Below are 8,184 nucleotides of genomic sequence, written 5' to 3'. Positions count from 1 at the left end.
AGGTAGACCTCCAGGAGGTCTACCTCGCGCACACGGGTCTACCTCGGCGTCACGGGGAGATACACCCGGCCGCCCGCGTCCGCGAACTCGCTCGACTTCTCCGCCATGCCGGCCTCGATCGCCTCGACCGACGTCAGGCCGTTCTTCTCCGCGTACTCGCGCACGTCCGCCGAGATCCGCATCGAGCAGAACTTGGGCCCGCACATCGAGCAGAAGTGCGCGGTCTTGGCGGGCTCGGCCGGCAACGTCTCGTCGTGGAAGGCGCGGGCGGTGTCGGGATCGAGCGAGAGCGCGAACTGGTCGTGCCAGCGGAACTCGAACCGGGCACGGGACAGCGCGTCGTCCCGCAGCTGCGCACGCGGGTGACCCTTGGCGAGGTCGGCCGAGTGCGCCGCGATCCGGTACGTGATGACGCCCGTCTTGACGTCGTCACGGTCGGGCAGGCCCAGGTGCTCCTTGGGCGTGACGTAGCAGAGCATCGCGGTCCCGGCCTGGGCGATGATCGCGGCCCCGATCGCGGACGTGATGTGGTCGTACGCGGGCGCGACGTCGGTCGCGAGCGGGCCGAGCGTGTAGAACGGCGCCTCCTCGCACAGCTCCTCCTCGAGGCGCACGTTCTCGACGATCTTGTGCATCGGGACGTGCCCCGGACCCTCGATCATGACCTGCACGCCGTAGGACTTGGCGACCTTCGTCAGCTCGCCCAGCGTACGCAGCTCGGCGAACTGGGCGGCGTCGTTGGCGTCCGCGATCGACCCCGGGCGCAGGCCGTCGCCCAGGGAGAACGTCACGTCGTAGTCGCGCAGGATCTCGCACAGCTCCGCGAAGTGCGTGTACAGGAACGACTCCTGGTGGTGCGCGAGGCACCACGCCGCCATGATCGAGCCACCACGCGACACGATGCCCGTGACGCGGCGTGCGGTCAGCGGGACGTAGCGCAGCAGGACGCCCGCGTGCACCGTCATGTAGTCGACGCCCTGCTCGGCCTGCTCGATCACGGTGTCGCGGTAGATCTCCCACGTGAGCCTCGCGGGATCGCCCTTGACCTTCTCGAGCGCCTGGTAGAGCGGCACCGTCCCCACGGGGATCGGGGAGTTGCGCAGCACCCACTCGCGGGTCTCGTGGATGTCCTTGCCCGTCGAGAGGTCCATGAGGGTGTCGGCGCCCCAGCGCGCGGCCCACACCATCTTCTCGACCTCCTCCTCGATCGAGGACGTCACGGCCGAGTTGCCGATGTTCGCGTTGATCTTCACGCCGAACGCCTTGCCGATGATCATGGGCTCGATCTCGGGGTGCTTGCGGTTGGCCGGGATCACGGCACGGCCGCGGGCCACCTCGTCGCGCACGAGCTCGACGTCGACGCCCTCGCGCGCCGCGACGAAGCGCATCTCGTCGGTCACGACCCCCGCGCGCGCCCAGGCGAGCTGCGTCCGGGCACCGCCCGTGCCGTGCTCGGTCGGGACGGCGTCGGGCCGCAGCCACGACGCCCGGAGCGCGGGCAGGCCGCCCGCGAGGTCGAACGCCGCGGGATCGTCGACCTCGGTGTACGGGCCCGAGGTGTCGTACAGGTCCAGGTGCTCGCCGTTGCTCAGGTGCACACGGCGCTCGGGGACGCGCAGGTGCTCCGCGCCCGGGACCGGGTGGTGGACCTTGGAGGACCCCGCGATAGGTCCGGTCGTGATGGTGTGCGCGGGCACAGCGGTCTCAGAGCTCATTGCTCTCTCCCTACGTCGGCATGATCCGAACAGGTTCGAACGGTCGGCGGCGCTGAGCCGCCCTCTCAGCTCGCTGCTGCGAGCTCCCGTGGGTGTGTGAAGTTGTGGGTCCTGCTGGTCGAAGCGGGTCGTGCGACGGTCACCGTAGCGCACGCTGCCCGACGGCGGCGCGACCGTCCCGCGATCGGCCCGTCTCCCTGCGGGTCCGGGCCGACGTCACCTCTCCTTGAAGTACTTGAACAGGTGCTTCTCGCGGGTCGAGAGAGCGCCGACCGCGGCCCCGACGAGCACCGCGCCGGCTCCCGCGAGGACGGTCCGCATGCCGATGCCCCAGGTGCTGACATGGTCGGCAGGATGGCCGGCATCGGCGGCCAGCCACCACAGCGCGGGGACGGCCACGATCACGGCGACCCCGGTCCAGGCAGCGGTCTCGAGCAGCACCTGCCAGGTCACGGCTGCGCGCGGGACGCGGGCGTGCAGGGCGGCGGCGAGCTCGAGGCGGCGCAGGCGGATCGCGACGAAGCCCAGGGCGAGGCCCAGGACGATCGCGGCGACCGGAGCGGGCCTGGTCGGACGGTCGGCGAACTCGGCGCTCGCGTCGTACGTGGCGCCGAGCCGACCGTTGAGCTGCTTCTGGGTGGGTTGCGCCTCCGAGGACGGGTCGGCGACGAGGGCCGTCCGCAGGAGGGGCGCGGTCTCGGGGTCGACAGGCCAGATCTCGACCCAGCAGGAGTCGAACAGCCCTGTCGCGGGCACGGGGGTGACGGCTGCGTAGCCCAGGACGCGGTCGCGTCCGTCGTCGGGGTAGGGGTAGACGGCGCCCACGCGCGCAGCACCGTTACCGGTCGCGACGCTGTCTCCCGGGGCGGCACCGAGCGCCTCTGCCAGGTCCGCGGACAGCCACAGACCGGAGCCTGCGACCTGGTCCCGTTCGAGCGCGGAGAGCAGCCCGGGGGTCGCTTCGTGGCCGGTGAGCTCGCTCGACGGGAGGTTGAGCGAGCGGAGCGGGCTGCCGATCCGCAGGGCACCGGCCGCGTTGATGCCGTCGACCCCGGCGAGGGCCTCGCAGCGTGCGCCGTCGATCTGCCCGGGCGCCTCGAGGATCTGCACGCTCGCGCCCGCGTCGCGGTACTCGCGCGCGCCCTCGATGACGCCCACGACGGCGCGCACGTCGACAACGGCCAACGCCCCGACGACGACCACCAGCACCGCGGCGAGCAGGGCCGCGCGCGTGGTGCCGGTCGCGATGCTGCGCCACGCCTCGGAGATCACGGACGCGGCCCGCATGGCGCGCGCCCGCACGGGCGCGTCCCCCGGCCCGACGGCGCCGATCGCGTCCGCGCGCGGGTGCGCTCCGTCGTCGGGCGGGGGCGAGGTGCCTGGGGCTGTGACCGGTCCGCCGGGTGGTGCCGTGCCGGGCCCGGCTGGGCCGCCCGGGGGCACCGCAAGGCCGGGGCGCGCTGCACCGTCGGGCACGGGGCCCTGCTCGGTGGCGGTCATGCCGCCTCCACCTGCGCGTGCTGGAAGTCTGCGAGGTCGATCACGCGGGTGCAGGCGTCGCGCGTGTGCGGGTCGTGCGTGGCGACCACGACGATCGAGTCGTCCTGCGCGATGCCGGCCAGGACCTCGTTGACGGTCGCGGCCGTGCGCAGGTCGAGCTGCGCGGTGGGCTCGTCGACGAGCAGCAGGTCCGGTGCCAGTGCGACGGCGCGCGCAAGCATGAGGCGCTGGGCCTCGCCGCCCGACAGCGCCCGGAACGGGCGATCGGCGACCGGGGTCAGGTTGAACCGGGCCATGATCTCCGCGGCCCGGTCCTCGGCGTCCCGGCGGCGCAGACCTCGCGCGAGCAGCGGCAGCACCACGTGGTCCAGGGCCGCGCGGCGCGCGACGCCGTGCGGGTTCTGGAAGACCCACCCCGTGGTCGCGACCCCGACACGCTCGACCTGCCCCTGCGTGGGACGCTCCCACCCCGCGACGATGCTCAGCAGCGTCGACTTCCCGCTGCCCGACGGGCCGACGAGCGCGACGACCTCCCCCGGGGTGATCTCCAGGTCCAGCCCGGTGAACAGCAAGCCCGTGCCGGGGAAGGCGTGCCCCAGGCCGGCCCCGACCAGCCGCCTGCCCGCTACCGGCACGACTGCCCCACGTCCTGCGAGGTGAGCTCGACCTCGGTCGGCGCCGTGGTGGCGTCGAGCCCGTCGAACGTGACGAGGGTCTGGCCCAGGCTCGACGCGACGACCGTCACGGGGTGGGCCGTGCCGTCGGCGCGCACGCAACCCGCCGGGCCGTCGAGCGCGAACAGCGCCCCCGGCGGCACGACCGACACGTCGAGCGGCGACGCCAGGACGTACTCGAGCGTCAGCGGCTCCGACCCCTCCGTGCGCTGCCAGGCCGCGAACTCCACGCTGCCGCGCACGGCGTCCAGGAAGGCAGGGTCGGTGACGATCCCGCCCTCCCCGACCTGCGCGCTCGCCTCGCCCAGGCGCACCACCCGGTCACCGGGCGTGACGTTCGTGAGCGTGTCCGCGAGGCCGAGCGAGACCAACGTCCCGGACGTCGTCGCGAACGCCTCCTCGGACGTCGCGCCGCCCACCGGCGTCTCGCACGCCTTCACGGTGACCGACGGCGCAGGCAGCCACAGCACCGAGGCGACCGGCAGGTCACCGGTCGGCTTTGCCACACCCGCAGCCTTGAACAGCTTGGTCACGGCGACCTTGGTCGCATCGCCGTACGTCCCGTCCACGCGGACCGTGTGCCCGAGGCGAGCGAGCTCGACCTGCAGCGCCTTCACGTCGTCACCCTTGGCCGTGGGAGCCAGGTCCCGCCACAACGGGATCGACGTCGCCAGCCCCACGACCGGGCGGTCGTCGACCGTGACCGGGCTCGACCCCGACTCGATCACCGCCCCCGGCGCGCACACCGAACGCGTGACCTTGCCCTGGTCCTCGACGGACAACGTCCCCTCCTCCGCGACGACCGGGGTCACCTTGACCCTGCGCGAGTCGTCGAAGGCCTGCCGCGAGACCGGGACCGCCGCGGGCGGCGTCGCGCTCCGCACGCTCTGCGGCTCCGCCTGCGGCGCCAACGCCATCCCTGCCGTGACACCCCCCGCGAGCAGCACCACCGCCGCGAGCGCGAGCGCGCCTGTGCGGGCCCCTGCCGGGCGGGCACCTCCGGTCCGGGCGGGACGTCGATCTCTGGCCACTGCTGCTCCTCAGGTGGTGCTGGTGGTGTTCGTGTCGTGGTGTGCGAGCGGCCACCGATGCGGACGGCGAGGCGTCAGTCGTGCGGATCCTGCTGACAGGCTGCCATCTCAGGTGGCAGCTCCTGTCCGGAGAGGTCGCCCTCGACCTCGTACTCGGTGCCGTCGGCCGCAGCCTTGAGCGTGATGGCGTACCGGGCCAGCTCCTGCGAGTACGCCTCCTTGTCGTATCCCTCGTCGCGGTGCCCGCCGCGGACCATGCAGTCGGCGATGGCCTGGTTGAAGTCAACGTTCTCCGGGTTCCGGCGCAGCTCCCAGTAGAGGAGGGAGATGGGACCCATGTCGAACTTCGCCCGACATTCCCGATGCACCGCGTCGATCTGCGCGTTCATCGCGTCGAGCTCCTCCTGCGGGGAGTGCTCGGTCAGTCCCACGAGCTCGGTCGTGACCGCGCCCTCGTCCTCGACCTTGACGACGAGGCCCTGGTCCCTCATGCACTGGACCGAGGCGTCCTCGACCTGCTGATACTCCGTCGCAGAGATGACGTCGTCCTCGAGGATCTTCCGCCCGGTCTCGGTGGTCACCTCGTTGCGAGCCTGGGCGAACTCTGCGGCAAAGGGGTTGCGCACCTCAGCCTCTCCCGAACAACCAGTCACCAGGACTGCCACCAGGGCGAGCACCACCAGGGCCCCCTGCTCACGTCGTCGAACTGACCCCTGCATACGTCCCCCCATTGTTCGGCGACGGTGCCCGCTGCCCGCTGCCCGCTGCATTGAGCACGCACCAAAGCCCCCTGAGGTTCCCTCACGTCACTCCTTCGCGGCGCCGCTCACGCACTCGTCGATCGCGTCCGCTCGTGCCGCCGACGGATCTCCTGGGTCAGGTCCTACGGTGCTGCGCAGAGAGGTTGAGGAAGACGCCTCACCGGTGGATCAGTCTCCGGCGGGCGCCCCCTCCGCGATGTCCTCCGACGTGTCGGGCTGGTACACGCACACCCACAGCGCGCCGGCCCGGACGCTGACCTCGAGCTTCTTCGCCGGCTCGATCACGTCACCGTCGAGCTGGCGCGGCTGCGGCCGGTCGGAGATCACGGAGATCCGCGACCCGCGCAGGACCTCCATGTTGGGGACGCGCCCCTTTCCGCGCAGCACGCCGACGAGGAGCTGGACCCAGTGGCCCAGGTTGCGGGGCGCGATGATCGCGACGTCCATCTGCCCGTTGTCGGGCTCAGCGTCGGGCAGCAGGTTCACGCCGGCCTGGAGCTTGCCGACGTTCCCGACGACCACGGTCCGTGCCCGACGGCGCAGCACCGGCCGGTCGTCGACGCGCACCTCGACCTTCATCTGGTCGTCGGCGAGGTGCTTGAACGCCGAGACGACGTACGCGAGCGCTCCGGCCTTGGCCTTGAGCGCGGTCGGCGCGTCCTCCATCATCGCGGCGTCGAGGCCCATGCCGGCCATGACGGCGAAGGCCTGACCGTCGACCTCGCCGATGTCCACGGCCCGGCGGCCGCGGTCGAGCGCGAGGCGGATGCCGTCCTCGGGCCGGGGCGGGATGCCGAGGTTGCCCGCGAGGAGGTTGCCCGTGCCGCCGGGCAGGACCGCGAGGGCGGCGTCGGTCCCGACGAGGCCTTCGATGCAGGCGCGCACGGTGCCGTCGCCGCCGCTCACGAACACGACCTCGGCGCCGTCCTCCACTGCCTGGCGGGCCTGCCCGGTGCCGGGGTCCTCGGCGGTCGTCTCGAGCCAGGCGGGGGCGGGCCACCCGGCGTCGGCGAGCTGGGTCTCGATGGTGCGGCGGAGCTCGTCGAGCCCTTCGACGCGGTTCGGGTTGACGATCACGGCCGAGCGGAGCGGCGCGTTGTCGAGGCGTTGCTGGGCGGCGGGCTCGGGCGCTTGTTCCTGGGACGGGTTCACACCTGAGTATGTCGCGCATGGCACCGGCTCGCCCGACAACGGGACGACTCGGGCACTCCGGACGCGCTCAGTACCCGAACACCTGCACCCACGTGTCGCCCGCGCGCCCCAGGCCCATGGTCGTGAAGTCGCAGTTCAGGATGTTGGCGCGGTGCCCCTCGGACGCCATCCACGCGTCGACCACGGCCTGGGCGGTCTTCTGCCCGGCGGCGATGTTCTCGCCGCCGGGTCGCGCGTAGCCCTGGGCAGTGACGCGGTCGCCGAACGTCCGCCCGTCGAGGCTCGTGTGGCTGAAGTACCCCTGCGCGACCATGTCCTGCGCGTGCAGGGTAGCGGCGCGCCCGAGCTGCTCGTCGGCGCGCAGCGCGGGGCAGCCAGCGGCGGTGCGGTGCGCGTTGACGAGCGTGAGGGCGGCGGTGGTGTCGCCCGCGGTGTCCCCCGCGCCCGACGACGTCGCTCCCTCCGCGCTCCCGGTGGCCGCCGGAGTCGTGGTCGGTTCGGCGAGGAGCGCGGCCCGGGTCGCGGGGCCTGCGACGCCGTCGGGCTCGAGGCCGTTCGCGTCCTGGAACGTGCGCAGCGCGCGGTCGGTCCCGGGCCCGAACACGCCGTCGGCCGGGACCGTGGCGCCGTGCACCTGGAGGCGCTCCTGGACCTGCTGGACCTCGGGCCCGGTCGCGCCCTGCTGGGGCGGGGCTGCGGGGGCTTCCGGGGGCGCCGGGGCCTCGTCGACGGGAGGCTCCGGCGACGACGGGGCGTCGGTCGGCCGCTCGGCAGAGGCACTCCCGGACGGCTGCGTCACGTTCCCGGAGGTCCCGCTGCTGCCCGCCTCGGCGAGCAGCGGCTCGCGCCCGTCCCCGCCGCGGCCGGCGCGGTCGTCCCCCCGTCCGAGCGCGGCGTCCCAGCGGGCACCGATCGGTTCGAGGCCAGGGCCCTCGCCACCGAGCTCCTGCGTCGCCGGGACCACGAGCAGCCCGCCCACGAGCCCGAGGGTCACGACCGCGACCTGCGGCAGAGCCCGAGGTCCGCGCACTCTGCCGGTGGCACCGGTCGAGCGGGCGTGCCGGACGGCCTCGGCGCGCCGCCGGCGACGCTGCGCCCGTGACGGCGAGACGGCAGCCTGCTCGGCGAGCCTGCGGGCGGCGCGGGTCTGAGGAAGGTGGTCGGGCAACGGGGACTCCGGCAGCACGAGCGACCTTCCGTCGGTGGAATGTGGGCTGATTGCCCAGTATGCCCCGACACTGCGGGTGAGAACCAGACGCTCGACGGGACGGGCACCGGCGCGGGCACCGTCGAGATCGGGCTCGTTGTCGCCCCCGCGCGGCGCGGGGCGACCACCCGCCCGCGCTCGCCG

The 8,184-nt window shown here is 73.2% G+C and carries 7 protein-coding genes and 1 riboswitch; all 7 genes read right to left on the bottom strand.

Features of this window, described 5'->3' with window-relative positions:
* Window positions 1-38 precede the first annotated feature (38 nt).
* The 7 genes from thiC to ACFRCR_RS14370 all read right to left on the bottom strand — a co-directional run bounded on the left by thiC (window position 39) and on the right by ACFRCR_RS14370 (window position 8,019).
* On the bottom strand, window positions 39-1,715 hold the full coding sequence (gene thiC / locus ACFRCR_RS14400) for a phosphomethylpyrimidine synthase ThiC (protein ID WP_377678458.1): 1,677 nt from the start codon (window positions 1,713-1,715) through the stop codon (window positions 39-41).
* Window positions 1,706-1,815: riboswitch (TPP riboswitch) on the bottom strand. Its footprint overlaps the gene before it by 10 nt.
* Window positions 1,816-1,931: 116 nt before the next feature.
* On the bottom strand, window positions 1,932-3,215 hold the full coding sequence (locus tag ACFRCR_RS14395) for a hypothetical protein (protein WP_377678456.1): 1,284 nt from the start codon (window positions 3,213-3,215) through the stop codon (window positions 1,932-1,934).
* Window positions 3,212-3,850: an ABC transporter ATP-binding protein gene (locus ACFRCR_RS14390; protein WP_377678455.1), complete on the bottom strand. Its 639-nt coding sequence runs from the start codon at window positions 3,848-3,850 to the stop codon at window positions 3,212-3,214. The genes ACFRCR_RS14395 and ACFRCR_RS14390 overlap by 4 nt, the downstream gene beginning before the upstream one ends.
* The gene (locus ACFRCR_RS14385) at window positions 3,841-4,920 is read right to left on the bottom strand and encodes a peptidoglycan-binding protein (protein WP_377678453.1); all 1,080 of its coding nucleotides are present in this window, start codon (window positions 4,918-4,920) and stop codon (window positions 3,841-3,843) included. Before ACFRCR_RS14385 ends, ACFRCR_RS14390 begins: the two co-directional genes overlap by 10 nt.
* A 74-nt stretch (window positions 4,921-4,994) precedes the next feature.
* Window positions 4,995-5,546, bottom strand: a complete 552-nt coding sequence (locus ACFRCR_RS14380; protein ID WP_377678452.1) for a hypothetical protein — start codon at window positions 5,544-5,546, stop codon at window positions 4,995-4,997.
* Between the two features lie 303 nt (window positions 5,547-5,849).
* Complete coding sequence (locus ACFRCR_RS14375; RefSeq protein ID WP_377678450.1) at window positions 5,850-6,833, bottom strand: diacylglycerol/lipid kinase family protein; 984 nt, start codon at window positions 6,831-6,833, stop codon at window positions 5,850-5,852.
* A gap of 67 nt (window positions 6,834-6,900) precedes the next feature.
* Window positions 6,901-8,019, bottom strand: a complete 1,119-nt coding sequence (locus ACFRCR_RS14370; protein WP_377678448.1) for a CAP domain-containing protein — start codon at window positions 8,017-8,019, stop codon at window positions 6,901-6,903.
* Window positions 8,020-8,184: the final 165 nt, after the last annotated feature.

The organism is Oerskovia sp. NPDC056781, from assembly GCF_042789955.1.
Classification (GTDB): domain Bacteria; phylum Actinomycetota; class Actinomycetes; order Actinomycetales; family Cellulomonadaceae; genus Oerskovia; species Oerskovia rustica.
The sequence above is the reverse complement of the archived record's forward strand: the minus strand, read 5'-3'. Positions and strand labels throughout refer to the sequence as shown.

Coding starts and splice junctions, on each gene's coding strand:
- thiC (WP_377678458.1), bottom strand. CDS start 1,715: ATGAGCTCTGAGACCGCTGTGCCCGCGCACACCATCACGACCGGACCT.
- ACFRCR_RS14395 (WP_377678456.1), bottom strand. CDS start 3,215: ATGACCGCCACCGAGCAGGGCCCCGTGCCCGACGGTGCAGCGCGCCCC.